Annotated in this window: 24 protein-coding genes; 12 read left to right on the forward strand and 12 right to left on the reverse strand. The window is 56.1% G+C overall.

Annotation, left to right across the window (positions count from 1 at the left end; genetic code table 11):
- The first annotated feature begins 102 nt into the window (after positions 1 to 102).
- Both narQ and acrD read left to right on the forward strand, forming a co-directional pair.
- Positions 103 to 1,797: a nitrate/nitrite two-component system sensor histidine kinase NarQ gene (narQ, locus tag KW829_RS05325; RefSeq protein ID WP_218307745.1), complete on the forward strand. Its 1,695-nt coding sequence runs from the start codon at positions 103 to 105 to the stop codon at positions 1,795 to 1,797.
- Positions 1,798 to 1,939: 142 nt separating this feature from the next.
- Positions 1,940 to 5,053: a multidrug efflux RND transporter permease AcrD gene (acrD, locus tag KW829_RS05330; RefSeq protein WP_211447395.1), complete on the forward strand. Its 3,114-nt coding sequence runs from the start codon at positions 1,940 to 1,942 to the stop codon at positions 5,051 to 5,053.
- Positions 5,054 to 5,161: 108 nt separating this feature from the next.
- On the opposite strand, the gene ypfM is transcribed toward acrD, so the two are convergent.
- Positions 5,162 to 5,221, reverse strand: a complete 60-nt coding sequence (ypfM, locus tag KW829_RS05335) for a protein YpfM (RefSeq protein WP_015572204.1) — start codon at positions 5,219 to 5,221, stop codon at positions 5,162 to 5,164.
- A gap of 388 nt (positions 5,222 to 5,609) precedes the next feature.
- Here ypfM and KW829_RS05340 point away from each other — a divergent pair, with 388 nt between their 5' ends.
- The 3 genes from KW829_RS05340 to KW829_RS05350 are packed head-to-tail and all read left to right on the forward strand — an operon-like array spanning position 5,610 to position 7,318.
- Positions 5,610 to 5,960: an ArsC family reductase gene (locus KW829_RS05340; RefSeq protein ID WP_218307746.1), complete on the forward strand. Its 351-nt coding sequence runs from the start codon at positions 5,610 to 5,612 to the stop codon at positions 5,958 to 5,960.
- A gap of 10 nt (positions 5,961 to 5,970) precedes the next feature.
- The gene (dapE, locus tag KW829_RS05345) at positions 5,971 to 7,098 is read left to right on the forward strand and encodes a succinyl-diaminopimelate desuccinylase (protein WP_010433812.1); all 1,128 of its coding nucleotides are present in this window, start codon (positions 5,971 to 5,973) and stop codon (positions 7,096 to 7,098) included.
- A 22-nt stretch (positions 7,099 to 7,120) separates the two neighbouring features.
- Positions 7,121 to 7,318 carry a YpfN family protein gene (locus KW829_RS05350; RefSeq protein ID WP_000383991.1) on the forward strand — a complete coding sequence of 66 codons (198 nt, stop codon included), beginning with the start codon at positions 7,121 to 7,123 and terminating at the stop codon, positions 7,316 to 7,318.
- A gap of 107 nt (positions 7,319 to 7,425) precedes the next feature.
- Here KW829_RS05350 and ypfH read toward each other — a convergent pair whose 3' ends face one another.
- The 6 genes from ypfH to dapA form a co-directional block, all read right to left on the reverse strand.
- Positions 7,426 to 8,121 carry an esterase gene (gene ypfH, locus KW829_RS05355; protein ID WP_010433816.1) on the reverse strand — a complete coding sequence of 232 codons (696 nt, stop codon included), beginning with the start codon at positions 8,119 to 8,121 and terminating at the stop codon, positions 7,426 to 7,428.
- 73 nt (positions 8,122 to 8,194) lie between these two features.
- Entirely contained in the window at positions 8,195 to 10,141 is a 1,947-nt protein-coding gene (locus KW829_RS05360) for a tRNA(Met) cytidine acetyltransferase TmcA (RefSeq protein ID WP_218307747.1), read from the reverse strand.
- Positions 10,141 to 11,010 (reverse strand): neutral zinc metallopeptidase, encoded by an 870-nt coding sequence (locus KW829_RS05365; protein WP_029485160.1) that lies wholly within the window; start codon positions 11,008 to 11,010, stop codon positions 10,141 to 10,143. The genes KW829_RS05360 and KW829_RS05365 overlap by 1 nt, the downstream gene beginning before the upstream one ends.
- A gap of 120 nt (positions 11,011 to 11,130) precedes the next feature.
- Positions 11,131 to 11,844, reverse strand: a complete 714-nt coding sequence (gene purC / locus KW829_RS05370) for a phosphoribosylaminoimidazolesuccinocarboxamide synthase (protein WP_010433825.1) — start codon at positions 11,842 to 11,844, stop codon at positions 11,131 to 11,133.
- A gap of 109 nt (positions 11,845 to 11,953) precedes the next feature.
- Complete coding sequence (gene bamC / locus KW829_RS05375; protein WP_010433828.1) at positions 11,954 to 12,988, reverse strand: outer membrane protein assembly factor BamC; 1,035 nt, start codon at positions 12,986 to 12,988, stop codon at positions 11,954 to 11,956.
- A gap of 16 nt (positions 12,989 to 13,004) precedes the next feature.
- Complete coding sequence (dapA, locus tag KW829_RS05380) at positions 13,005 to 13,883, reverse strand: 4-hydroxy-tetrahydrodipicolinate synthase (RefSeq protein WP_089597856.1); 879 nt, start codon at positions 13,881 to 13,883, stop codon at positions 13,005 to 13,007.
- A gap of 145 nt (positions 13,884 to 14,028) precedes the next feature.
- Here dapA and KW829_RS05385 point away from each other — a divergent pair, with 145 nt between their 5' ends.
- A complete protein-coding gene (locus tag KW829_RS05385; RefSeq protein WP_042715787.1) occupies positions 14,029 to 14,598 on the forward strand; it encodes a glycine cleavage system transcriptional repressor in 570 nt (189 codons plus the stop codon).
- The gene (bcp, locus tag KW829_RS05390) at positions 14,598 to 15,068 is read left to right on the forward strand and encodes a thioredoxin-dependent thiol peroxidase (protein WP_010433836.1); all 471 of its coding nucleotides are present in this window, start codon (positions 14,598 to 14,600) and stop codon (positions 15,066 to 15,068) included. Before KW829_RS05385 ends, bcp begins: the two co-directional genes overlap by 1 nt.
- A 138-nt stretch (positions 15,069 to 15,206) precedes the next feature.
- On the opposite strand, the gene KW829_RS05395 is transcribed toward bcp, so the two are convergent.
- Positions 15,207 to 16,271 (reverse strand): AI-2E family transporter, encoded by a 1,065-nt coding sequence (locus tag KW829_RS05395; protein WP_010433838.1) that lies wholly within the window; start codon positions 16,269 to 16,271, stop codon positions 15,207 to 15,209.
- A 221-nt stretch (positions 16,272 to 16,492) separates the two neighbouring features.
- On the opposite strand from KW829_RS05395, the gene bepA reads away from it, so the two are divergent.
- Positions 16,493 to 17,956, forward strand: coding sequence for a beta-barrel assembly-enhancing protease (gene bepA, locus KW829_RS05400; protein WP_010433840.1), 1,464 nt, complete (start codon positions 16,493 to 16,495; stop codon positions 17,954 to 17,956).
- A gap of 15 nt (positions 17,957 to 17,971) precedes the next feature.
- Positions 17,972 to 18,328, forward strand: a complete 357-nt coding sequence (arsC, locus tag KW829_RS05405; protein ID WP_218307748.1) for an arsenate reductase (glutaredoxin) — start codon at positions 17,972 to 17,974, stop codon at positions 18,326 to 18,328.
- Here the strand turns inward: arsC and KW829_RS05410 are convergent.
- Positions 18,325 to 19,149, reverse strand: a complete 825-nt coding sequence (locus KW829_RS05410; RefSeq protein ID WP_218307749.1) for an XRE family transcriptional regulator — start codon at positions 19,147 to 19,149, stop codon at positions 18,325 to 18,327. The genes arsC and KW829_RS05410 overlap by 4 nt on opposite strands.
- A gap of 147 nt (positions 19,150 to 19,296) precedes the next feature.
- Between KW829_RS05410 and celB the strand changes: the two genes are divergently transcribed.
- From celB to KW829_RS05425, 3 genes are read left to right on the forward strand one after another with little or no spacing between them, the layout of a single operon-like run.
- Positions 19,297 to 20,616: a PTS cellobiose transporter subunit IIC gene (gene celB / locus KW829_RS05415; RefSeq protein WP_218307750.1), complete on the forward strand. Its 1,320-nt coding sequence runs from the start codon at positions 19,297 to 19,299 to the stop codon at positions 20,614 to 20,616.
- Between the two features lie 3 nt (positions 20,617 to 20,619).
- Positions 20,620 to 21,576, forward strand: coding sequence for a N(4)-(beta-N-acetylglucosaminyl)-L-asparaginase (locus tag KW829_RS05420; RefSeq protein WP_218307751.1), 957 nt, complete (start codon positions 20,620 to 20,622; stop codon positions 21,574 to 21,576).
- The gene (locus tag KW829_RS05425) at positions 21,576 to 22,997 is read left to right on the forward strand and encodes a M17 family metallopeptidase (RefSeq protein WP_218307810.1); all 1,422 of its coding nucleotides are present in this window, start codon (positions 21,576 to 21,578) and stop codon (positions 22,995 to 22,997) included. The genes KW829_RS05420 and KW829_RS05425 overlap by 1 nt, the downstream gene beginning before the upstream one ends.
- Before the next feature lie 95 nt (positions 22,998 to 23,092).
- Here the strand turns inward: KW829_RS05425 and KW829_RS05430 are convergent, their stop codons facing one another.
- The 3 genes from KW829_RS05430 to upp all read right to left on the reverse strand — a co-directional run bounded on the left by KW829_RS05430 (position 23,093) and on the right by upp (position 25,888).
- On the reverse strand, positions 23,093 to 23,794 hold the full coding sequence (locus KW829_RS05430) for a DnaA inactivator Hda (RefSeq protein WP_211438414.1): 702 nt from the start codon (positions 23,792 to 23,794) through the stop codon (positions 23,093 to 23,095).
- A gap of 94 nt (positions 23,795 to 23,888) precedes the next feature.
- Positions 23,889 to 25,178 carry a uracil permease gene (uraA, locus tag KW829_RS05435; RefSeq protein ID WP_089597849.1) on the reverse strand — a complete coding sequence of 430 codons (1,290 nt, stop codon included), beginning with the start codon at positions 25,176 to 25,178 and terminating at the stop codon, positions 23,889 to 23,891.
- Between the two features lie 83 nt (positions 25,179 to 25,261).
- Positions 25,262 to 25,888 carry a uracil phosphoribosyltransferase gene (gene upp / locus KW829_RS05440; protein ID WP_010433852.1) on the reverse strand — a complete coding sequence of 209 codons (627 nt, stop codon included), beginning with the start codon at positions 25,886 to 25,888 and terminating at the stop codon, positions 25,262 to 25,264.
- Positions 25,889 to 26,032: the final 144 nt, after the last annotated feature.

A 26,032-nucleotide genomic window follows, 5' to 3' on the forward strand; every position in this document is an offset into this window, starting at 1 on the left:
TATTTAGCCACGGTGACGTGTTCAGGCAATGTTCAAATGCCCAGAAAGCCGAACTATCTCCAGTGAACCTGTGGCAGATCAATTTATTCAGGAAGCTGATTTGTGACCGTTAAACGCCCTGTTTCCGGAAGCCTGGCTCGGGCTTTCTTTTCGATGATTGTGCTATCCGTTATGACCAGCGCCATCGCGCTGATGACACTCGCCAGCAGCCAGCGAGACGCTGAGGCGATTAACATTGCGGGTTCGCTGCGTATGCAGAGCTACCGCCTGGGCTACGAGATGCAGCGCGCCAGCCCATCACTGATGGAACACCGTGAAGCCTGGCAGCAGACGCTGAGCGCCCCTGCGCTGCAGACGTTGAACCGCTGGTATGTGCCGGACGATGTTAAACAGCGCTACCACCAGCTGCATCTTGCCTGGCAGGAGATGAGCCAGCGCATCGCCAGCGGCGACACCGCATGGTATCAGGCCCACATTGAGGATTTCGTCGGCCGTATTGATGCCTTTGTGCTGGCGCTTCAGCACTACACCGAACATAAAATTCAGCGGGTGATCCTGATGTCGCTGGCGGGTGGACTGAGCATTCTGCTGCTGGCGCTGGCGACGCTGCGGCGGATCCGCCGTCAGGTGGTACTGCCGCTGAACAATCTGGTCGCGGCCAGCGAGCGTATCGAACAGGGACAATTTGATACGCCTGCACCGGATACCGCCCTGCCCAACGAGCTGGGCCAGCTTTCCCGCGCGTTTAACCATATGTCAGCGGAACTGCATTCGCTTTATCGCTCGCTGGAGCAATCCGTGGCGGAAAAGACGCAGCACCTGAATGAGGCGCACCAGCAGCTCGAAATGCTGTTCAAATGTTCTCAGGCGCTGAATACCGGACAGATAGACAGCCATTGTTTCAGGCATATTTTGCAGATCGTGCATGAATACACGCAGATAAATTATCTGGCGCTACGGACCAGTGACGACTGGCAGCTGTTCGAAGGCAGCGAAGCCGAAGGCGCGGAACTGCACAGTTTGCCTGTTCTGATGCAGGACACCCTGTATGGCGAACTGCGCTGGCAGAGTGAGACCGGGGGCGTGTCACTCCCGCTGATGAAGAGCGTGGCGACGATGCTGGGGCGCGGACTTTACTTCAACCAGGCGCAAAAACACTATCAACAGCTGCTGCTGATGGAAGAGCGCGCCACCATCGCCCGCGAACTGCATGATTCGCTGGCGCAGGTGTTGTCCTATCTGCGCATTCAGCTTGCCCTGCTCAAACGCGCCGTCCCGGATGAGAATGCCCAGGCGCAGACCATCATCACGGACTTCTCGCGCGAGCTTAACAACGCCTGGCACCAGCTGCGTGAACTGCTCACCACCTTCCGCCTGACGCTCAACCACGCAAACCTGCCCGCCGCGCTGCAGGAGTCTCTCGAGGGATTGCAAACCCAGACGAAGGCGAAGCTGGTTCTCGATTGTCGACTCTCATCCCTGGCCCTGGATGCACAAAAACAGGTGCATTTGCTGCAGATTGTGCGGGAAGCGGTGCTGAACGCCATCAAACATGCCGACGCAAGCGAGATCACCGTCAGCTGCATTACCGCCGCTGACGGTACGCACAGCGTGGCTGTACGCGATAACGGTATTGGCATTGGCGAGGCGAACGAACCGCCGGGCCATTACGGGCTGAACATCATGCGCGAACGTGCGGAACGGCTCGGCGGAACGCTGCGCTTTTCACAGCCGAAGAACGGCGGAACGGAGGTCACCGTCACTTTCCGTACACCCGCATCGCTGGCGGGTAAATAACGGTAAAGGGGAGCGCGCAGGGAAAAGCGCATGATAATTTACATTATCTCCTTTATTTCTCCACGTTTGACCTGGGCCTAACCGCTAAAGTTATGCGGGCAATAAACAATAATGACGTGCAGCAAAACGAGGTCACACTTTCATGGCGAATTTCTTCATCGATCGCCCCATTTTTGCCTGGGTACTTGCCATTCTGTTATGTCTGACGGGTGTTCTGGCGATTACTTCACTTCCTGTTGAGCAATACCCCGATCTGGCGCCGCCAAATGTGCGCGTCACGGCAAACTATCCTGGCGCATCAGCACAGACGCTGGAAAATACCGTCACCCAGGTGATCGAGCAGAACATGACGGGTCTCGATAACCTGATGTACATGTCCTCACAGAGCAGCGCCACCGGTCAGGCTACGGTGACACTGAGTTTTACGGCGGGAACCGACCCGGACGAAGCGGTGCAGCAGGTGCAAAACCAGCTGCAGTCTGCCCTGCGTAAGCTACCGCAGGCGGTGCAGAACCAGGGCGTGACCGTACGTAAAACAGGTGACACCAATATTTTAACCATCGCGTTTGTCTCCACCGATGGTTCGATGGATAAGCAGGATATCGCTGACTACGTGGCGAGTAATATCCAGGATCCGCTCAGCCGTATTAACGGCGTAGGGGATATCGACGCCTACGGCTCGCAGTATTCCATGCGCATCTGGCTGGATCCCAACAAGCTGAACAGCGTGCAAATGACGGCCAAAGACGTGACTGACGCCATCGAATCGCAGAACGCTCAGATCGCCGTCGGTCAGCTTGGCGGTACACCCTCTGTCGATAACCAGGCACTGAACGCGACCATTAACTCTCAGTCCCTGCTCCAGACGCCCGATCAGTTCCGTAATATCACCCTGCGGGTCAATCAGGACGGCTCTGAAGTGCGGCTGGGCGATGTCGCGACCGTGGAAATGGGCGCGGAAAAGTATGATTATCTGAGCCGCTTTAACGGCAACCAGGCATCCGGCTTAGGGGTGAAGCTGGCCTCCGGCGCGAACGAAATGGCAACCGCTGAACTGGTGCTAAATCGCCTTGACGAACTGTCGCACTATTTCCCGCACGGGCTGGAATACAAAGTCGCCTACGAAACCACCTCCTTCGTTAAAGCCTCCATTGAAGACGTGGTGAAAACTCTGCTGGAAGCGATCGGGCTGGTGTTCCTGGTCATGTACCTGTTCCTGCAAAACTTCCGCGCCACGCTTATTCCCACCATTGCCGTTCCGGTGGTACTACTCGGCACCTTCGCCGTGCTGTATGCCTTTGGCTACAGTATCAATACCTTAACCATGTTCGCGATGGTGCTGGCGATTGGCCTGCTGGTGGATGATGCCATCGTGGTGGTGGAAAACGTCGAACGCATCATGAGCGAAGAAGGACTCTCGCCACGCGAAGCCACGCGAAAATCGATGGGGCAAATTCAGGGCGCGCTTGTCGGTATTGCGATGGTGCTCTCAGCGGTGTTTATCCCGATGGCGTTCTTTGGCGGCACCACCGGTGCGATTTACCGCCAGTTTTCCATCACGATTGTCTCCGCGATGGTGCTCTCGGTGCTGGTGGCGATGATCCTCACCCCAGCCCTCTGCGCCACCCTCCTCAAGCCGTTACATAAAGGCGAGCATCACGGGCAAAAAGGCTTTTTCGGCTGGTTTAACCGCATGTTCAACCGCAACGCGGCGCGCTATGAGGCGGGCGTGGGTAAGATCCTGCATCGCAGCGTGCGCTGGATGGCGATTTATGTCCTGCTGTTAGGCGGAATGGTGTTCCTGTTCCTGCGTCTGCCAACCTCCTTCCTGCCGCTGGAAGATCGCGGCATGTTTATCACCTCCGTTCAACTGCCAAGCGGTTCTACGCAGCAACAAACGTTGAAGGTGGTGCAGAAGGTTGAGAACTATTTCCACACCAAAGAGAAAGATAACGTTGTTTCCGTCTTCTCCACCGTCGGCTCGGGTCCGGGCGGGAACGGGCAGAACGTCGCACGCATGTTCGTGCGCCTGAAAGACTGGGATCAGCGCGACAGCGACACAGGCTCCTCGTTCGCCATTATTGAACGCGCGACGAAAGCCTTCAGCCATATCAAAGAAGCGCGCGTATTTGCCAGCAGCCCTCCGGCCATCAGCGGTCTGGGGAGTTCCGCCGGGTTTGATATGGAACTGCAGGATCACGCGGGAGCCGGTCATGACGCGTTAATGGCTGCGCGCGATAAATTGCTCGATCTGGCCAGCAAGGATCCACAGCTGACCCGCGTACGTCACAACGGCCTGGATGACAGCCCGCAGCTCCAGGTCGATATCGACCAGCGTAAAGCGCAGGCGCTCGGCGTATCCATTGATGACATCAACGACACGCTGCAAACGGCCTGGGGCTCAAGCTACGTCAACGACTTTATGGATCGCGGCCGCGTGAAAAAGGTCTACGTTCAGTCTGCCGCCAAATACCGTATGTTGCCGGACGATATTAACCGCTGGTATGTGCGTAATAACGCAGGGGGCATGGTGCCGTTCTCCGCCTTCGCCACTTCACGTTGGGAAACCGGCTCACCGCGCCTGGAACGCTATAACGGCTACTCGGCGCTGGAGATCGTAGGTGAAGCCGCGCCGGGCGTCAGTACCGGTACCGCGATGGATATTATGGAAAAACTGGTGCAGCAGTTGCCAACCGGGTTTGGCCTGGAGTGGACGGCGATGTCGTATCAGGAGCGGCTCTCCGGTGCACAGGCCCCTGCGCTGTACGCCCTGTCGCTGCTGGTGGTCTTCCTCTGCCTTGCCGCACTGTATGAGAGCTGGTCAGTACCGTTCTCGGTGATGCTGGTGGTACCGTTAGGCGTCATCGGTGCGCTGCTGGCAACCTGGATGCGCGGCCTGGAGAACGATGTTTACTTCCAGGTGGGGCTGCTGACTGTGATTGGCCTGTCGGCCAAAAACGCCATTCTGATCGTGGAATTTGCCAATGAGATGAATGCGAAAGGCCAGGACCTGCTAGCCGCAACGCTGTACGCTTGCCGCCAGCGTTTACGCCCGATTCTGATGACCTCTCTGGCGTTTGTCTTCGGGGTACTGCCGATGGCGACCAGTTCGGGTGCCGGTTCCAGCAGCCAGCATGCGGTCGGTACCGGAGTGATGGGGGGGATGATTTCAGCCACGATTCTGGCTATTTATTTCGTGCCGCTGTTCTTTGTGCTGGTGCGACGCCGCTTCCCACTGAAGGAAAAGCCTGAGTAACCAACGAAATAAAAAAAGGCGGCTTTCGTAGCCGCCTTTTTATTGTGTGATTCATTCACACTATGGTTATTTTACTTATTTAAGTGCGCTTGCAATTCTTACTGAATGTCATTTACGAAGCATGCCTTCGATAAAATCTTTCCAGTTCCCCAGTTCACGTTCAATCATAACAACCTCTCTTATTATTATGCGCATTCTACGGAAACGTATCATCATTGTGAAGACTATTTAACCAATTGCAGTGATTATACCCCCCTATCCCCGGTGGATTTATGATAAATATGAACGCACGCCCTTAAATTTTGTGTGACCGCCAGCAATATTTTGAAATAACCCTACGAGCAGATGATTAGATATTTAACCACTGACTTTATTAGAGATTTAAACCTGATAGACATCTATGCTTAAATGATGAAAGAATATTCAGCTTACAGGTGTGAGGTGAATTAAGGAGAATTGTAAATCAAGAGAATTCCTGAATGTGTTATATTCCACTTAAGGATATATCTTCGAATTTATTGAACATTCTTTCTGCATAAGAACAAAAGGATTCACTATGGTTGTGATGTACGGCATTAAAAATTGCGACACTATCAAAAAAGCCCGCCGCTGGCTTGAAGCAAACAACGTAGAGTACCGCTTTCACGATTACCGTGCTGACGGTCTGGATGCAGAATTTCTGCATACCGCGATCGGTGAACTGGGCTGGGAAGCGCTGCTCAATACCCGGGGCACCACCTGGCGTAAACTGGATGAATCCATCCGCGCCGGTATCACCGATGCGGACAGCGCGGCAGAACTGATGCTTGAAATGCCAGCAATTATCAAACGCCCATTGCTCTGCAAGCCAGGTCAGCCTATGCTGCTGGGTTTCAGTGAAACCCTTTATTCTGACTTTTTTCGTTGAGGTGTAGTCTATGTCATGCCCGGTCATTGAGCTGACTCAGCAGCTTATCCGCCGTCCTTCCCTTAGCCCGGACGATGCAGGTTGTCAGGCATTAATGATTGAGCGTCTGCGTGCCATCGGTTTTACCGTTGAGCGCATGGATTTTGGCGATACGCAGAACTTCTGGGCCTGGCGCGGTCAGGGGGAAACGCTGGCGTTTGCCGGGCATACGGATGTGGTTCCCGCGGGTGATGCAGACCGCTGGATCAATCCCCCGTTCGAACCCACCATCCGTGACGGTATGCTGTTTGGCCGCGGTGCGGCAGACATGAAAGGCTCACTGGCGGCCATGGTCGTGGCCGCAGAGCGTTTCGTTGCCCAGCATCCTAATCATAAAAATCGTCTCGCGTTTTTGATCACCTCCGACGAAGAAGCCAGCGCGCATAACGGTACCGTGAAAGTCGTTGACGCGCTGATGGCGCGTAACGAACGGCTGGACTACTGCCTGGTGGGCGAGCCATCCAGCACCGAAGTGGTGGGCGATGTCGTGAAAAACGGTCGTCGCGGGTCCATGACCTGTAATCTGACCATTCACGGTGTGCAGGGGCACGTGGCCTATCCTCACCTGGCCGACAACCCGGTGCACCGTGCCGCGCCGATGCTGAACGAACTGGTGGGGATAGAGTGGGACAAAGGCAACGAATTCTTCCCACCAACCAGCATGCAGATTGCCAACGTCAAGGCCGGAACCGGCAGCAACAACGTCATCCCTGGCGATTGCTTTGTTCAGTTCAACTTCCGCTTCAGCACGGAACTGACCGACGAGATGATCAAAGCCCGCGTGATCGCACTGCTGGAAAAACACCAGCTACGCTATACCGTGGAGTGGTGGGTGTCCGGCCAACCGTTCCTGACGCAGCGTGGAAAGCTGGTAGATGCGGTAGTGAACGCCATCGCACACTATAATGAAATTAAGCCACAGCTGCTGACGACTGGCGGCACCTCTGACGGACGCTTTATCGCCCGTATGGGTGCACAGGTTGTCGAACTGGGTCCAGTAAACGCGACCATTCACAAAATCAATGAATGCGTCAATGCGGCTGATTTACAACTGCTGGCCCGTATGTATCAACGTATTATGGAGCAGCTCGTCGCCTGACGACTGCTTAGAGGATTAGCGAATGGACTGGCTTTCAAAGTACTGGTGGATTCTGGTGTTGGTGTTTCTGGTAGGCGTGCTGCTGAACGTGATTAAAGATCTGAAGCGCGTTGATCATAAGAAGTTCCTCGCCAACAAACCGGATCTTCCGCCACATCGTGATTTTAACGACAAGTGGGACGATGAAGACGACTGGCCGAAAAAGGACCAGAAGAAGTAATTGTTAACCCCCTCACCCTAACCCTCTCCCCACAGGGGAGAGGAAACCGGTCGGTGCAGTCTTTCTCCCTCGCCCTTGTGGGGAGAGGGCCGGGGTGAGGGGAATCCTCACATAAACTCTACAATATCATCATCATTCGGCTTACCACCGCTGAGCGCTTCGTCGAAGTAGTGCTTCGGCACGGTATAACGCAAACGATCGAGCGCAAACTGCATGCTGCGGTCGTCAATCGCGTGCCCCAGATCGTCAACGATATCCAGCGTGACGTCCCCGCCAGCGCGGATAAGCGATTCCTGCGCGGCAACCGCATGCGAAAGCTCAATCACCCGATCTTCACCACCGTGGATCAGATGAATGGTAGTCTGCGTCGTCACGCTGCCGGGCAGAGTGGCGAAACGACCGTTAAAGGCAATCACGCGGGATACCAGCCCCGGCTGTGCTTTCACACTCTCCAGCGACATAATTGACCCCTGTGAAAAACCAATCAGCGCCGTTGCGTCAGCACCCACGCCGCTCTGCTGCTGCCAGTAGCGTACGGTATCGATGAAGGTCGGCATGATGGCATCGATGCGCGCCTGACGGTTCTCTTCCGTTACACCCTGCACCGAAAACCACTGGCGACCTTCAGGGCCGCAAGGCTCTACGCCGCCGATGCTGACAATCAGCGCATCCGGGAAAACCGGCGCAAACCAGCTGCCAATCTGCCCCATATTGACGGCGTTATCGCCAACGCCATGAAACAGCAGCAGTAACTGTTTAGCCGGTTTTTCAGGGCTTTGAACAACAAAATGGTCGTGTTTCATGGCGATCTCCTTAAGTGATGAGCAGGATTCTACGCCTCTGTGGGGTAATGACCATGCCACTTTACTGATGAAGTCATTGAAAAAATTGCCATTGCAAAATGTCGCCTTTCAACTTCTGACTGCGTGTTTCATCAAGACTTTCAAGCGCTTGTGCTGTTTCTTTGCGCAGGTTCGCCAGCAAGCTTTTTCGCCCGGCGTTATCCGTTTCCCCCGCCAATTTACTGCGCAAAAGCGGGAGCGGCATGTCCACGTTTAACAGCAAGCGGGTTAACGCGGCAACGGAGGTCGAGAACGCCCGATGGGCAAAGGCAAACCCCGCCAGCTCCTGCCAGTCGTCATTGTTAAGGGTAGCTTCCCAGCCATCTGACACCGGGATCTTTTCGCCATTCCAGGCCGAGAGGACCCGTGCGTCACGCCGCAGACGCTGATATGCCTGCGTGCACAGCTGATGCCCCGCCTCGCTGAGCGGCAGCAACGCCATCGCGGTGAAGCAGCCGCTGCTCGCTTCGCGGTGGCTGCCTATCCGCACCAGAACAAAGCCGCACTGCTGCCAGAAGCGCCACAGCTCGTCGGTATAGCCAAAACTCACGGAGAGATAATCCTCCCCGCTGGCGCTACGGATAAGCCGACGACCAATACCTTCCCGTTGACGATGGGGATGAACGGTAATACGCGTGATCCGTCGGCCCTTAAGCGTCGCAGCCAGAGGCGAGCCGCCGTGGGCAGCCAGAGACTGCGCCACCAGATTCCCTCGAGGCCGACGAAATCCCGCCCACACCGCGCGACTCAGCTCTGGGGATAAGCCGCCCTCCTCCACCAGCCAGAGTGCGCCGGCGAGGGTTGAGTCGGTTTCAGCAACGGTAAAATGCTGTCCCGGCGCGTCCATCATCCGGCGTAAATCAAGCGGGGACGTGCGGTAATGCGCGGCACATAACAGCTCATAAACGCCTGCCACACGCGCCGGATTGCTTTCCCAAATCTGCGGCTCCAGCGACGTTAAACGCACGTCACCTTCCGGTTTCTGGTCGATGAGCGCATCGTCAAACAGCAGAATCTCTGACACCACCCGCTCGAGGGGGCACCCGGCAGCCCAGCGAACCGGCGCTGATAAGGTGAAAGACTGCAACCCGCTGAACCGGGCGCAAAACTTCAGCAGAAAACCCCGGCCTGTTCCTTCATAACCCTGAACCGTGGTGGTCAACAGAGCGCGGGGAAAACGCTCAACCAGCTTTTCAAGAAGCGGTCCCGGAATGGCGGCCGCCTCATCGACAATCAGCCAGTCGGCCTGCAGCGTCGACGCGAGCAGCGCATCCGGCGCCATAAAGTGAAAATGCTCTCCCGCAAAACGGGCGAGAACATCCGTTGCCCCTTTCGCAGGTGCAGTCACTACCGCAGTGCCCTGAATACGCTTTAGCAACATTCCTGCAAGCGCTGACTTTCCGCGTCCACGAGGTGCCGTGACCGCCACGACGCCAGTATTCATGGCCAGGAGCGTACGCAGGATGTCAGCCTGCTCACGCTGCGGGTCGCCGCTGGCTGGCTGCCAGTCAGGGGTATCAGGAAACGGAGGAAGCGCTAGCGGTTGGTTTTGACACCACAGGATAGTGTCAGGGTCAGCGGCGATGGTGCGCTGGAAATGGTGCACAAAATGCGGCGTGGCGATAGGCTCGGCGCTGTCGCTCCAGCGAACGGAGTCGCTGTCCGGTGTTTCCGCCCAGACGGAGAAAGGCGGAACCAGCAGCACCAGCAGACTCCCGGCGCGCAGCGTCCCGCTGAGGGCGGCAAAGGCCGAGACGTCGAACCCCACGCGAGCATCAAAAACCGCGTGCTGAAACTCACGCCCCAGCAGCCCGCTGATAGCTTTCGACGGGTGTTCATCCAGCCACAGCCAGTCTCCAGGCTGGGCATCGCGCAGGGCCACCGCCTGCGTCAATGTCCAATGCGCATCGCCGCTGAGTACAACCAAACGACGATGACCTTTACGCCTGAGCTGGCTGATCAGATGTTCAAACGGCAACATTACATCGCTTTGCCGAAGGTATTACATTGCGCAGGGTCACCGCTGTCGAAGCCACGTTTAAACCAGCTGTAACGCTGCTCTGATGTACCGTGAGTGAAACTGTCTGGCACCACTCTCCCCTGGCTTTGCTGCTGGAGACGGTCATCGCCGATGGCCTGCGCGGCGTTCAGCGCCTCTTCAAGGTCGCCCGTTTCCAGAACGCCCTGCTGTTTCATGCTATTGCCCCAGACGCCGGCGAAGCAGTCCGCCTGCAGCTCCATTTTGACAGAAAGACGGTTCACTTCAGCCTGAGACGCATTCTGCTGAAGCTGACGTACTTTAGGCTCGATGCCGAGCAATTTTTGCACGTGGTGGCCGACCTCATGCGCGATCACATAGCCCTGGGCAAAATCGCCGTCGGCACCCAGTTTGCTTTTCATGTCATCATAAAATGAGAGATCGATATAGACAGTGCTGTCCGCCGGGCAGTAGAACGGCCCCATCACGGACTGTCCGGTACCGCATCCGGTGCGCGTCGCACCGCGGTACATCACCAGCTTCGGCTGCTGATAGGTACGCCCCATTTTCTCGAACTGCTGCCCCCAGGTTTCTTCTGTGGTCGCGAGAATAACGGAGGTAAATTTGGCCGCTTCATCTTCGTTCGGGCTGATGGAGCGCTGCGAGTACTGCTGTTGCTGGAGCGGCTCCCCGGTCATCAAACCGGTGAGATCCACACCGTAATACCCCGCGACCAGCACCACAATCAGCAGGATGATACCGCCCTTTCCACTGGGCAACCGGAAGCCGGGACCGCCCATTGAAGGGCCGCCACCACCACTGCTGCGCCTGTCTTCTACATTGTCACTTTCACGACGCCCTTGCCAGCGCATAACCACCTCGAACTATTCCATTAATAATAGCTATGATCGTAGGCGGTTAATGACAAGATTACCATAGTAAACAAGGGTAAGACGCCAAAGGATATGAATATCCTTTGGCAATTGAGGAGATTAGTCGAGCTTAACGCCTAAACGGTGAGCAACCGCTTCGTACGCTTCAATCAGGCCACCCAGGCTCTGACGGAAACGGTCTTTGTCCATTTTATCCAGGGTTTCTTTATCCCACAGGCGGCTGCCGTCCGGGGAGAACTCATCGCCCAGCACCACTTCGCCTTTGAACAGACCGAACTCCAGCTTGAAGTCGACGAGGATCAGCCCTGCGTCATCAAACAGTTTTTTCAGCACGTCGTTCGCTTTGTAGGTCAGCTCCTGCATACGCGCCAGATTCTCTTTGCTCACCCAGCCGAAGGTTTCGCAGTAAGATTCGTTGACCATCGGGTCGTGCATGGCGTCGTTTTTCAGGAACAGGTCAAACAGCGGTGGGTTCAGTTCGATACCTTCTTCAATGCCGAGACGCTTCACCAGGGAGCCAGCGGCACGGTTACGAATGACGCACTCAACCGGAACCATGTCCAGTTTTTTCACCAGACATTCCGTATCGGACAATAACGCTTCCATCTGGGTCGGGATACCCGCTTCGGCCAGTTTGCTCATAATGAAGTGGTTGAACTTGTTGTTCACCATGCCTTTACGATCGAACTGTTCAATGCGTGCGCCATCCCCTGCTGACGTATCATTGCGGAACTCGAGCACCAACAGATCCGGGTTTTCCGTGCTGTATACGGTCTTCGCTTTGCCACGATACAACTCAGCTTGCTTCTGCATCTTCATTACTCCTGGTGTGATGATTTGTGTTCAAAACTGGGGATATTATGCCACGCACACGTTTGCGTGGCACGAAAATAAAAAGGGCTGGATTCACCAGCCCTTGTATTTATTTGCTGAATGCTGCCTGGAAGACGGCGACCAGCGCATCATTCTGCGACTGGGTCAGCGTGTGACCTTTCGGATCGATAAACTGCAGGCTACTGCGGTTATCGAGGTCACCTACCTGAATTTTGTAGTCACCGGAGGCAAGCTGAGGATCTTTCGCGCCCAGTTCCTGCCATGCGCTGTCAGACAGCGGCTTGTAGGTTGCCGTCATGCTACCGGTTGAACGCGTACTGTCGGTCACTTTCATGCCCACTTTTTCCAGCGTCGCTGGCAGACGCTGCCAGGTCTGGTTAAACGGTGCACGCACCACCAGCATTGGCAGACCGGTATCATCCGCCGCGCTCTGCACGTCGAAGGAAGAACCACTGCGGTTCTGCGCTGCGTTAGCGGCGTCAGTCGCGTTCTTATCCAGACCCGCTGCAATGACGTTCAGCATTTCGGTGCTGTAACGCTGCATGGATGCAGCATCAGCAACCGGTTTACCCGCCTGCTCCAGGTTTAACAGCTTAACGGTAACCGCCTGCTGATAACCCTGCGGTTTAACGGAGACTTGATAACGACCACGGTACTGCTGATCTTCATCCAGGCGGTTCCACTCGATCCAGTCCGTGGTTAACGTCTGGCTGGCATCATCGCGTTTATCAATCGTGTAGTTCTTAGACTGGATAACGCTGACAACCTGCGGCCACAGCGTGCTGTTGCGGCTGTTTTCAACCATCAGGGATGCCGTATCACCGGTAAACTGGGTACGCGCGCCGCTCACCAGCGCCAGAGGCTGAGCAGGTGGACGAATATCAAGCGCTTTACCGACAAGACCACTGCCGTTAGTGACGGGGATATTATAATCGCCGTTTTGAATCGGCAGGATCATACCAGCCGGTGCATGAAGTTCAGCAAGCGGCGCCGCATCCAGATAGGATTCATCACCGCTCACCTGGCGCTTGTAGCGCGAGTCCGAACTACAGGCAGCGAGCAGCATAACAAGCGAAACACTCGCAACCTTCGCCAGGCGCGACTTCTGTACTGAATAAGCCATCAAATCTCCCTAAACTTTACAGCAAACCGGCATGCTTCAGCGCGCCAGCGACAATTTCACGACCGTGGTCGGTAATCGGTGTCATTGGCAGACGCAGCGTGTCGGATGCTACAAGTCCCAATTCCTTACACGCCCATTTCACTGGGATCGGATTGGGTTCGACAAATAATTTATTGTGCAATGGCATCAGACGCTGATTAATCACGCGAGCTTCATCAAAATGACCGGCCGCAGCCAGTTTGCACATTTCCGCCATATCGCGGGCCGCAACGTTAGCCGTTACGGAGATCACGCCATGACCACCGAGCTGCATAAAGTCCAGCGCGGTCGCATCGTCGCCGCTCAACAGGATAAAGTCATCTGAAACCAGCTCTTTGATCTGATGAACGCGGCTTAAGTTCCCTGTCGCCTCTTTAATCCCGATAATATTTTTTACTTTCGAGAGACGGCCAACGGTTTCCGGCAGCATATCGCAACCGGTACGGGACGGCACATTATACAGAATTTGTGGCAAGTCAGTATGTTCTGCGATGGCTTTGAAATGCTGGAACAAACCTTCCTGAGTTGGACGGTTGTAGTAAGGCGTGACGGTCAGACAGCCAACAATGCCGCTGTCGTTAAAACGTTGAGTCAGGCTGATAGCTTCTGCGGTTGCGTTAGCCCCTGTTCCTGCGATGACCGGGATACGTCCGTCAGCCAGCTCCAGGGTCAGCATAACCACATCGCCGTGCTCGTCGTGGCTCAGCGTGGCAGATTCACCGGTAGTCCCTACCGAAACGATCGCCGAGGTTCCATTGGCGACATGGTAATCAATGAGCTTCTTCATGCTTGACCGGCAGACATTACCTTTTTCATCCATCGGTGTAACAAGCGCGACAATACTTCCCGTGAACATGAGCCATCCTCTGTGCGAACAAGAGCCTCAATGTTACGTTTGGAACTGTAATAAAAGCAAGCGACCTGAGGCGCTCAGGCGGTTGTATGCATGTTTTTTTTATGCTTTCCTTAGGAAGACTTAACCAAGCAAAGGAAGAACAGGTTTGACAACCTCATCACAACATTACCTGGTTATCACTGCGCTGGGTGCTGACAGGCCGGGTATCGTGAACACCATCACCCGCCACGTAAGCAGCTGCGGCTGTAATATCGAAGACAGCCGTCTCGCTATGCTTGGCGATGAGTTCACGTTTATTATGCTGCTTTCCGGCACATGGAACGCCATTACGTTGATTGAATCAACCCTGCCGCTGAAGGGTGCCGAGCTGGATTTGCTGATAGTGATGAAGCGCACCACCGCGCGTCCGCGTCCGGCACTGCCTTCCACCGTCTGGGTACAGGTTGAAGTGCCTGATTCACCGCATTTGATTGAGCGTTTTACGGCGCTTTTTGACAGCCATCAGATGAATATTGCCGAACTGGTTTCCCGTACGCAGCCAAGCGATGACCATGCTCTTCCGGTGCTGTTTATTCAAATTACCGCGCACAGCCCTGCATCACAGGATGCGTCAAATATCGAGCAAGCGTTCAAAGCCCTCTGTACAGAATTAAACGCGCAGGGCAGTATAAGCGTCGTAAATTATTCGCAGCACGAACAGGATGGAGTTGAGTAATGAATCCACTGAAAGCCGGTGACATCGCACCGAAATTTAGCTTGCCGGATCAAGACGGCGAGCAAGTAAATTTGACCGACTTCCAGGGACAGCGTGTTCTGGTCTATTTCTACCCGAAAGCCATGACGCCGGGCTGTACCGTACAGGCCTGCGGCTTGCGCGACAACATGGATGAGTTGAAAAAAGTCGGTGTAGAAGTGTTGGGCATCAGCACTGACAAGCCAGAAAAGCTGTCACGATTTGCGGAAAAAGAGATCCTGAACTTCACGCTACTTTCCGATGAAGACCACCAGGTTTGCGAGCAGTTCGGCGTCTGGGGTGAGAAAACGTTTATGGGTAAAACCTACGACGGCATTCACCGCATCAGCTTCCTGATTGACGCTGACGGTAAAGTTGAGCATGTGTTTGACGACTTCAAAACCAGCAACCACCACGACGTGGTGTTGAACTGGTTGAAACAAAGTGCCTAAAAGTGAGTGTCGGGTGGCGGCTTCGCCTTACCCGACCTACAAGATAAATGCAAAACGGCAACCTGGTTGCCGTTTTTAGTGTTTTCCCCCTCTCCCCGTGGGAGAGGGCCGGGGTGAGGGCATCAGGCCGCACAAAAACTACTTCTCTTCCACCGCCGGCACATCCGGCCACGCGTGGACCACGGCTTTAATCAGCGTCGCCAGCGGAATGGCAAAGAACACGCCCCAGAATCCCCACAGCCCGCCGAAAATCACCACTGACAGAATAATCACCAGTGGATGCAGGTTTACCGCTTCCGAGAACAGCACCGGCACCAGCAGGTTACCGTCCAGTCCCTGAATAATCAGGTACACCGCGAAGCAGCTCCAGAACTCCGTACCCAGACCAAACTGGAACAGCGCGACGCCCACCACCGGGATGGTCACCACGAAGGCACCGATATACGGGATCAGCACCGACAGCCCCACCAGCACCGCCAGCAGCAGCGAGTAGTTCAGGCCGAAAATCAGGAAGCCAATCCAGGTCGCGACACCCACCACAATCATCTCCAGCACCTTGCCGCGAATGTAGTTGGTGATTTGCTGATTCATCTCCTGCCAGACCTGCCCTGCCAGACCACGGTTACGCGGCAGTATGCGCCTGACGGCGTTCAGCATCTGTTCTTTATCTTTTACCAGGAAGAAGACCATTAACGGCACGAGCACAAGGTAAACCGCCAGCGTCAGCAGGCCGACCAGCGAGGCCAGAGAGTATTTCACCACCGAGTCGCCCATCGTCATGATGCGGGCGCGCATGTTTTCGGCCATCGCGTCAATAATCCCGGCATCCATCAGCGCGGGATAACGACGCGGCAGCGTGGCGGCGAAATCAGAGAGCTTATTCAACATGCCGGGCATATCACGGATCAGGTAGATCCCCTGCTGCCAGGCAACCGGCATGACCACAAATGCCATCAGTAACAATATGCCGACAAACAGTACCAGCACGATGCTGGTCGCCCAGCGGCGGGAACAGCCGATATTTTCCAGACGCGCCGTTGGCCACTCCAGCAAATACGCCAGCACAATCGCCACCAGCAGCGGCGCAAGCAGGCCGCTAAAGAAGAACAGAATACCGAACCCGGCAACCAGAATAACCAGCAAAGCAATGGCTTCCGGGTCGCTAAACCGACGCCGATACCACTGCATTAACATTTCGAGCATACAACCCTTCCCTGAATCGAATGGCGGGAGTGAGAAGCTGAATTGTATCTAACTGTCACAAAAAAGACTTTCGCTTTTTGTATCACTGTAACGATTCGCAAAAGCCTGATGAATGGGATTTTCTTCATGTCGCAACACGGCTACACTCGCAGGTCAGTGGAGATGAACGATATGCCGGTTCATCGGTCAAATTGACACATCCAAAATACAGGACAGTGGTTATGTTCAGGCAGTTGAGAAAAACACTGGTTGCGACACTTATCGCCGCACTGACTGTCGGTCAGGCTGCACCCGCCTTCGCTGATTCGGCCGACTCGTTGCCGGACATGGGTACCACAGCAGGAAGCACGCTCTCCATCGGTCAGGAGATGCAGATGGGTGATTACTACGTTCGCCAGCTGCGCGGCAGCGCGCCGCTGATCAATGACCCACTGTTGGTGCAGTACATCAATGGTCTGGGCATGCGGCTGGTCGCGCACGCCGACTCGGTAAAAACCCCTTTCCACTTCTATTTAATTAATAACGACGAAATCAACGCCTTCGCCTTTTTTGGCGGCAACGTGGTGCTGCATTCGGCGTTGTTCCGCTATTCCGATAACGAAAGCCAGCTGGCATCCGTGATGGCGCACGAAATTTCGCACGTTACCCAGCGTCATCTGGCGCGTGCGATGGAAGACCAGAAACGTAACGCCCCGCTGACCTGGGTTGGTGCGCTGGGCTCTATTCTGCTGGCGATGGCCAGCCCGCAGGCCGGGATGGCGGCACTGACCGGGACGCTGGCGGGCACCCGTCAGGGGATGATCAGTTTTACCCAGCAAAACGAACAGGAAGCGGACCGCATCGGGATTCAGGTGCTGCAGCGTTCAGGCTTTGACCCGCAGGCCATGCCGAGCTTCCTCGAAAAACTGCTCGATCAGGCGCGTTACTCCTCACGCCCACCGGAAATCCTGCTGACGCACCCGTTACCTGAAAGCCGACTGTCGGACGCCCGTAACCGAGCTAACCAGATGCGTCCGGTTGTCGTGCAGTCCTCACAAGATTTCTACATGGCAAAGGTGAGAACCCTGGGGATGTACAATTCCGGGCGTAACCAGCTCACCAGCGATCTGCTGGACGCGCTCTCCAAAGGCAATGTGCGGGAGAAAAACGCGGCTCAATATGGTCAGGCGCTGCAGGCGATGGAGGCCAGTAAATATGACGAGGCGCGTAAAGCGTTGCAGCCGCTGCTGGCCGCCGAGCCAAACAACCCGTGGTATCTCGACCTCTCAACCGATATCGATCTGGGACAGAAAAAAGCCACAGACGCAATCAACCGCCTGAAAGGGGCAAAAGACGTTCGCACCAACCCGGTGCTGCAGCTTAACCTGGCGAATGCTTACTTACAGGGCGGTCAGCCTGCCGAAGCGGCGACCATTCTGAACCGCTACACCTTTAACAATAAAGACGATCAAAACGGTTGGGATCTGCTCGCGCAGGTTGAAGCCCAGCTCGGTAACCGCGATCAGGAGCTGGCGGCACGTGCCGAAGGCTTTGCGCTGGTCGGTCGTCTCGATCAAGCCATTTCCATGCTGAGCAGCGCCAGCTCGCAGGTCAAACTCGGCAGCCTGCAGCAGGCCCGCTACGATGCGCGCATCGATCAGCTGCGCGCTCTGCAGCAGCGCTTCAAGCCGTACGAAAAGATGTAATAAGGAAGAAAAAACATGACAGACGCGGTAAAAATCTACCATAACCCTCGCTGCTCCAAGAGCCGGGATACTCTCAGCCTGTTGAAATCTAACGGTGTTGAACCAGAGGTGGTGCTGTATCTCGAAACGCCGCCGAATGCACAAACCCTTCGTCAGCTGCTGCGCATGCTGGAAATGGGCAGCGCCAGAGAGCTGATGCGCCAGAAAGAAGACCTGTATAAGTCGCTCAATCTGGACGACTCACGTTTGTCAGAGGACCAGTTGGTGCAGGCAATGGTTGAGAATCCAAAGCTGATAGAACGCCCGATTGTGGTGGCGAACGGCAAGGCGCGCATTGGACGTCCGCCGGAAGACGTGCTCGAGATCCTCTAGCCTTTATGCCGCAGCGCTTCCAGAAAGGCCTGCGGCGTACTTCCCCCCAGTTTTTTCTGCGTTTTTCCCCGGTTGTAAAACTCGCACAGCGCGATCAGCACCGCGCCTGCGGGTTCATCATTCACGCGTGGAATAATATCGCGTAACGGCACCGCCACCTGAAGCGCATTGTGTTTATGTGGATGCGTTTTCACAGCAACGTTCTGCACCGTTAGCGTCACCTCAAAGCCAAAAGTCTCAATAGATTGTATATCAGCCGGGCAGGCATCAAGCAGCGCCTGCGTCCAGGTGTTAAAGAGCTGAGGCGAGAGTCCTGCATAAAGCCGGGCATAGCACCAGCCGCTCACCGGTTCACGCGCCCAGAGCAGGTGTTGCTCCCCGCCATCGTCCATGTGAAGCGACAAAGGCAGATGATGCAGCGTCAATGCGTGCGGCATAATGCCTGCCTTCAGCGCCTTTTTCCCCTGCAACGGCGCCCCTTTTTGTTTCGCAGAGGCCGGTTTGAGATAGCGATTCAATGTCGCCCGGGAAATGGGGATCCCCAGCACACCGTTGACCATCTGCAGCAGTTCATCTAACGGCGCGCCCGAGACGTCACGCAGGGCATTCACCAGTGCGACCTGCTCTTGTCTCATCGCTTTGTGTATCATTTTCGGTGTCGTCTGGTTATCCGAAACCTGCTCGCGGTTACGCCAGCGCCTGACGGTCGTGACCGAGATCCCAAGCTCAACGGCCAACTCTCTGTCGCTTTTTTCTGACTGCTGAAGATAGCGACGGATGCGCGGCGTGGTGGTGGCATTAGCGTGCAGTTTAATTTCCATTCCGATAATTCCATTAACTAATCATATGAGATTTATATAACACCAGCGAACGCTTTGTGACCGATTTCACCTTTCGCTCGCCGCGCTTCACTGATAATCCACAGACATAACATAAACAACGCCACTCAATCTTGTACGGAGTTCACAATGAACAATGTTCTGGGATTTCTTGAAGCAAAACTGATGCCGCTGGCGGCCAAAACGGCCCAGCAGCGTCATCTTGGGGCCATTCGCGGGGCCTACGTGTCATTCATGCCGTTTATTATCGTCGGCTCTATTCTGCTTGTGATCTCATCGTTCCCGAATCAAACCTATCAGCAGTTTATGTCTCAGGCCTTTGGTGAGAGCTGGAGCGCCATTATTGAAATCCCGTTCAACGCGGTGTTCTCCACCATGTCGCTGTTCATCAGCTTCCTGGTGGCGTTCCGCCTGGCGGAACACTACGGGGAAGACCGCATCTCCTGCGGCATTCTTTCGCTGGTCGCTTTTCTGATCCTCACACCGTTTATTAAGGTGGCGGAAAACGGCGGTATTACCGTCATTCCGGTGGAGTGGATTGGCAGCAAAGGGCTGTTCGTGGCGATGATTGGTTCCCTGCTGTGGACGGAGCTGTTCTGCTGGCTGAAGCGCAAAAAACTGGTGATCAAAATGCCGGACGGCGTACCTCCGGCGGTGCAGGAGTCGTTCGCCGCGCTGATCCCGGCTCTGCTGGTGATGATTCTGGTGCTGGGTATCCGCATCGTCTTTGAAAACACCCACTACAGCACCATCCACCAGTTTATTTACGACGTGGTTGCCACGCCGGTGCGCCACTATGGCACCTCATACTTTGGCGCGCTGATGACGGTATTCAGCATCACCATTCTGTGGTCCGTAGGCATTAACTCCGGCTCAATGATTAACGGCATTATTCGTCCGCTGTGGATGGAGAACCAGACCGACAACATCGCGGCGATTCAGGCAGGCACAACGCCGCCGCACATTATCACCGAACAGTTTTTTGACATGATCTGGATGGGCGGTGCGGGGGCCACGCTGTCGCTGGTGATTGCGATGCTGATTTTCGCCCGCAGTAAAAACATGCGCGAAGTGGCGCGCCTCGGCGCGGGCGCGTCGGTGTTCAACATCAACGAACCGATTCTGTTTGGCCTGCCGGTGATTATGAACCCGATCATGCTTATCCCGTTCAACCTGGTGCCGCTGGTGCTGGTTACCGTTCAGTATGCGGCGATGAAAATGGGTGCCGTCGCCGTCACCACCGGGGTGTTTATTCCCTGGACGCTGCCGCCGGTGATCAGCGGCTTTATCGTCACCGGGCACCTGAGCGGCAGCATCATGCAGCTTCTCAACCTGCTGATTGGCGCCATGCTGTACCTGCCTTTCATGCGTATCCTGGATAAACAGTACCGCGCGGCGGAAATGGCCAGCGTTACGCAAACCGACACCACCCTTGCAAAACAGGAGTAAAGCATGTGGGGAATTATCGCCACCTGGCGAATGGCGCTTGAAGGCGTCACGGAGTCTGCATCTGCGCTGGCTGCGGGCAAACCTGTCGCGCCGGCGGTGGTGGATGCCGTCGCCGCCGTCGAGGACTTTCCGTTTTATAAATCCGTCGGTTACGGCGGACTACCCACCGAAAACGGCGAGGTGGAGCTGGACGCCGCCTATATGGACGGCGACACGCTGGCCTTTGGCGCCGTGGGCAATCTGGTGGATATCGCCAACCCGGTGCGCGTGGCGCACGCGCTCAGCCGCCAGCGCTACAACAGCCTGCTGGTCGGCCAGGGCGCGCGGGAATGGGCGCTGAGCCAGGGCTTTGCCGACAAAACCATGCTCACTGACCGCGCCATGCAGCACTACCGCAAACGCTGCCGCGAAACGCTGGATAAAGGCTTAAGCCCTTACGACGGACATGACACCGTCGGCATTATCGGCCTCGATAAGCAGGGCTCGATGAGCGTCGCCACCTCCACAAGCGGCCTGTTTATGAAAAAGCGCGGCCGCATTGGTGATTCGCCCATTATTGGCTCCGGCTTTTACTGCGACAGCGAAACCGGCGCCGCCACCGCCACGGGTGTCGGTGAAGATCTGATGAAAGGCTGCACCAGCTACGAAATCGTCCGCAGGATGGCGCAGGGTATGACGCCGCAGCAGGCGGCAGATTCCGTGGTGTTCGAACTGGAGGACAAGCTGATGTCGCGCTTCGGCCGCGTGGGCGATCTCTCCGTGGTGTGCATGAATAACAGGGGCGAGTTCGGCGCGGCAACCAACATCAAAACCTTCTCGTTCGTGGTCGCAACGGCCCGCCAGCCTCTCACCGTTTATCGTACCGAGCGCCTGCGGGAAAAGACGCACTATTACGCCGTGGACGAGGAGTGGATGCAGGCCTACGCCGCGCGGATCCGCGCGCCGATTGAGGAGTCATGATGATTACGTATCAGTTTATCACCGCGCTTTCTGACGCAAAGCCGCAGAGCCACTTGATTGCCCGCGCGGACAGTCACCTTCTGCCGCAAAATGCACTTGTCGCAGAAATGCGCGAGTCAGACAGCATCGCAGATACCCGCTTTGGCTGTGCCCCGTTTGCCCGAATCACCCTGCTACCGGATGCGCTCTGGCAGGACAGCCTGACCGAAGGTTTACTGACGGCGCTGCGCCCGCTGCTGGCCTCGCCCGTCAGCCCCGAGCTGATACTGGACGTGACTAATGTCGACGATGTGGTGCTTGCGCAGGTGCTGCGTTTTCTGTTTAACCAGGCGCACAGGCTGAGTGATTTGCAGTTGAAGAAAACCAGTGACAAGGTCCGTCTTGAACATATCACCGCGCTCTGCTTACCCGAACAGCAGGACCGACTGGCGGTTATTTTCCGCCGGCAGCAGGCCATCGCCCACGGCATGGTCGCGGCGCGACGTCTTGCCGATACGCCGTCGGATCGCTGCACGCCGCAGTTTGTGGTGGAAGAGGCGCAAAAACTGTGTGCCGCCTTCCCTGCCCTGCGGTGTGAAGCGCTGGATGAAAAGCAAATCGTTGAGCAAGGTCTGGGGCTGCTGCACGCCGTCGGCAAAGGGGCGACCTGTCCGCCGCGCCTGCTGGCGATTCATTATGACGGTGTCAGCGACGGCCCGGTGCGCTGCTATGTCGGCAAAGGCATTACCTTTGATACCGGCGGCCTGTGGCTAAAGGACGGCGCGGGCATGTACACCATGAAATACGACATGTGCGGTGCGGCCAACGTGCTGGGGCTGATGCTGACCGTTGCCGAGCTGGGGCTTCCCGTTCGCATCATGGGCGTGCTGGCGCTGGCGGAAAATGCCGTCGGGCCGGACGCTATGCAGCCCGGTACGGTGGCAACGGCCTGTAACGGCACCACGGTGGAAATCAACAACACCGATGCCGAAGGCCGACTGGTGCTGGCGGACGCCATCGGCTGGGCCAGCCATCGCCATCCGCAGGCGCGCTATATTATTGATATGGCGACCTTAACCGGCGCAGTCGTCAAAGCGCTGGGCTATGAATTGAGCGGATTAATGACGCAGGATGAACCGCTGCGCGCGGCGCTGACGCTGGCGGGTAAGCGGAGTGGCGACGAAGTGTGGTCCCTGCCGCTGGACGCCCGGCTGAAAAAACAGACCGACAGTGCCATTGCCGATCTGTGCAACACGCCGACCAACAATGCGGCGATCAGCGCCTCGGCGGCGTGGCTGCTGCATCACTTCTGCCCGCCGACCATTCCGTGGGCCCATCTGGACATCAGCGGTACGGCGCTGTGGCGAGAAAATGGACGGAGCGTGGCGTCGGGGAGGCCGATTCCGCTGCTGATGGAGCATTTATTGGAGGATAGTGCCTGAATGTTTTGCCGGGTGGCGGCTACGCCTTACCCGGCCTACACATCGTGGCGGGTTTTCGTAGGCCCGGTAAGCGCAGCGCCACCGGGCGAACAACCTCAAAGCTTGAGAATATCTTTCACAAACGGAATGGTCAGCTTGCGCTGGGCGGTAATAGAGGCGCGATCGAGCTGATCGAGCGTGTCAAACAGCGTGCGCATTTCGCGATCAAGCCGTTTAAGCAGGAAGCGCCCCACATCTTCCGGCAGCTCAAATCCTCGCTGCTTAGCGCGCAGCTGAAGCGCCTGAAGCTTATCTTCATCCGACAGCGGCTGGAGCTTATAGATTTGCCCCCAGTCCAGACGAGAGGCCAGGTCCGGCAGCCCCAGATTCAGCTGACGCGGTGGACGATCGCCGGTGATCAGCAGCCGGGTTTTACCCGATTCCAGAATGCGGTTATAGAGGTTAAAGATCGCCATTTCCCACGGCTCATCACCCGCCACGCATTCGATATTATCAATGCAGACCAGCGAGAGGTGTTCCATTCCCTCAAGCACCTCAGGCACGAACCAGGTACGTTTATCCAGCGGCACATAACCTACCGCGTCACCGCGCGCTGAAAGCTCCGCGCAGGCGGCATGCAGCAGGTGGCTGCGCCCCGCGCCTTCGCGTGACCAGATATAGATGTAACCGCTGTGATCCTGGCGCAGCACGTTTTGCAGTGCAGCCAGTAAAGAGGGGTTATCACCCGGCCAGAAACTCGCGAAAGTTTCGTCGTCAGGGAGATAAAGTGGCAGAGAGAGCTGTGCCGGTCCGTTCAGAAGTACCTCAACCAGATCTTACATAAAATCGGAACGGAGTTTAACACGGAACCCGCGAGGAGAGAACCGGGCGATCCCTCGCCCGACTTTTCGATCAATGGGGTGCTTTTTCGCTGTCGTCCGCATCCAGAATTTCTTCTTCAGGACGCAGAACGGAAATCAGCTTAAAGATCAGGCTCAGGCCTACACCCACAATGGTCGCGAGCGCCATGCCCTTCAGCTCGGCCGCACCGATGTGCACCTTCGCGCCGCTCACGCCGATGATCAGGATAACGGAGGTCAGGATCAGGTTCTGCGCCTTGCTGTAATCCACTTTGGATTCAATCAGCACGCGAATACCGGAAGCACCGATCACCCCGTACAGCAGCAAAGAAACGCCGCCCATCACCGGCACCGGAATGATCTGAATCGCTGCCGCCAGCTTGCCCACGCAGGAGAGCAGAATGGCGATGATTGCCGCCCCGCCGATAACCCAGGTACTGTAGACGCGGGTAATCGCCATCACGCCAATGTTCTCACCGTAGGTGGTGTTTGGCGTGGAGCCGAAGAAACCGGAGATAATGGTCGAGAAGCCGTTCGCAAACATGGAGCGGTGCAGGCCCGGATCGCGGATTAAATCGCGCTTAACGATGTTCGCCGTCACCACCAGGTGGCCGACGTGCTCCGCAATCACCACCAGCGCGGCTGGCAGAATGGTGAAGATAGCGAACCACTCAAAGCGCGGAGTGTAGAAGGTTGGCAGCGCGAACCAGTGCGCCTGAGCAATCGGGGTCGTATCCACTACGCCCATTGCGAAGGAGAGCGCATAGCCCGCCAGCACGCCGATCAGGATCGGGATAATCGCCATGAAACCGCGGAACAGCACGGAGCCAAACACCGTCACGCCCAGCGTCACCAGCGAGATGATAATGGTTTTGGAATCCGGTGACTGGCCGTCAGCAGGCAGCAGACCGGCCATGTTCGCCGCAACGCCCGCCAGCTCCAGGCCGATGACGGCAACGATTGCGCCCATCGCCGCTGGGGGGAACATCACGTCCAGCCAGCCGGTACCCGCTTTCTTCACGATGAAGGAGACCAGGCAGAAGAGCACGCCACACATGATAAAGCCGCCGAGCGCGACCTCATAACCCAGCGGCAGCAACAATAGCACCGGCGAAATAAAGGCAAAGCTCGACCCCAGATACGCCGGGATTTTGCCTTTACAGATAAAGAGGTACAGCAGCGTCCCAACGCCGTTGAACAGCAGAACGGTAGCCGGGTTAATGTGGAACAGGATTGGCACCAGCACGGTTGCGCCAAACATGGCAAACAGGTGCTGCAAACTAAGCGGGATAGTCTGTAAAAGCGGCGGTCTTTCACTCACCCCGATAGCACGGCGCGTCATAGTGTTTTCCTCTGTGTAGTATTGTTGGTGTTTTATTCAAAAAAAAGCCGACTATCAAAGTCGGCTTATTTATCGTTATTCGATTATTTCGTACCAAAGATCTTATCGCCGGCATCGCCGAGGCCCGGGATGATGTACCCGTGCTCGTTCAGCCCCTGATCGACAGAGGCGGTATACAGCTCAACGTCCGGGTGCGCTTTCTCCAGCGCCGCGATCCCTTCCGGCGCCGCGACCAGCACCAGCACCTTAATGCTGTTACAGCCCGCATTTTTCAGCAGGTCGATGGTGGCGATCATAGAACCGCCGGTTGCCAGCATTGGGTCAACCACCAGCGCCATACGCTCGTCAATGTTAGACACCAGCTTCTGGAAGTAAGGAACCGGCTCAAGGGTTTCTTCGTTACGGTAGATCCCCACCACGCTGATACGCGCGCTTGGCACGTGCTCCAGCACGCCTTCCATCATGCCGAGACCGGCACGCAGGATTGGCACCACGGTAATTTTCTTACCTTTGATCTGCTCAACCTGTACCGGGCCGTTCCAGCCTTCGATGGTCACTTTTTCCGTTTCCAGATCGGAGGTCGCTTCGTAGGTCAGCAGGCTGCCCACTTCAGAAGCCAGTTCGCGAAAACGCTTCGTGCTGATGTCATGCTCACGCATCAGGCCCAACTTGTGTTTAACGAGTGGGTGTTTCACTTCCACAATCTTCATTCTCTTTCTCCTCTGAGGTGGCATCCGCAAAAAAATCGCGGGATTATACCGCTTTTTTCGGATTGCGCCATACCCATCTTGCTTGACGTATATCAAGCAAAGTGATTTAGAGACAAAAAAACCGGAGGCGAAACTCCGGCTTGG

Origin of the sequence: Enterobacter sp. ENT02, assembly GCF_019219165.1 — a bacterium.
Lineage (GTDB): Bacteria > Pseudomonadota > Gammaproteobacteria > Enterobacterales > Enterobacteriaceae > Enterobacter > Enterobacter mori.